The organism is Bacillus sp. LR--39 (assembly GCF_053613335.1).
The window spans coordinates 1-600 of the sequence record NZ_JBSIOT010001212.1 but is presented as its reverse complement, the minus strand read 5'-3'; the positions used below and the strand labels follow the sequence as shown (position 1 = coordinate 600).

The 600-nt window shown below is 47.3% G+C and carries 1 protein-coding gene; it reads left to right on the top strand.

From position 1 onward, the window contains the following. Positions 1-600: DUF1444 family protein (locus ACWHAR_RS29495; protein ID WP_452088744.1), on the top strand; the 600-nt coding region annotated here is incomplete at both ends.

Here is a 600-nt window from a genome sequence, read left to right as displayed (position 1 = left end):
CAAAATGGGAACTGAAAAAAGACGAAGCCATTGATGAGATCGTGTACTATGTCTCCGAAGCGATGACGGCAATGGAAGGGAAGGCTCAGGAAATGACCGGGAAAGAAACTCGCATTTATCCGGTCATCCGCTCGACTTCCTTCCCGGACAAGTCCAGCGAAGATATCCCGCTCATTTATGACGATCATACCGCAGAGACAAGAATTTATTACGCGCTAGATCTCGGGAAAACCTACCGTTTAATTGACCAGCGCATGCTTGAGAAAGAAAACTGGACAAAAGAGCGGATCAGAGAGACGGCCGCATTTAATCTCCGTTCCCTGCCGACGGTTGTCAAAGAGGATACGGTTGCCGGCAATTACTTTTATTTCTTCAGGGCAAACGACGGATACGACGCAAGCCGGATTTTGAACGAAGCGATCTTAAATGAATATAAGCAGCATGCAGAAGGTGAGCTGGCGATCTCTGTTCCTCATCAGGACGTTTTGATTCTTGCTGACATCCGAAATGAATCGGGGTATGATATTCTAGGACAAATGTCGATGAGCTTCTTTGCAGGCGGCACCGTCCCGATTACCGCCCTATCATTTTTGTACAATG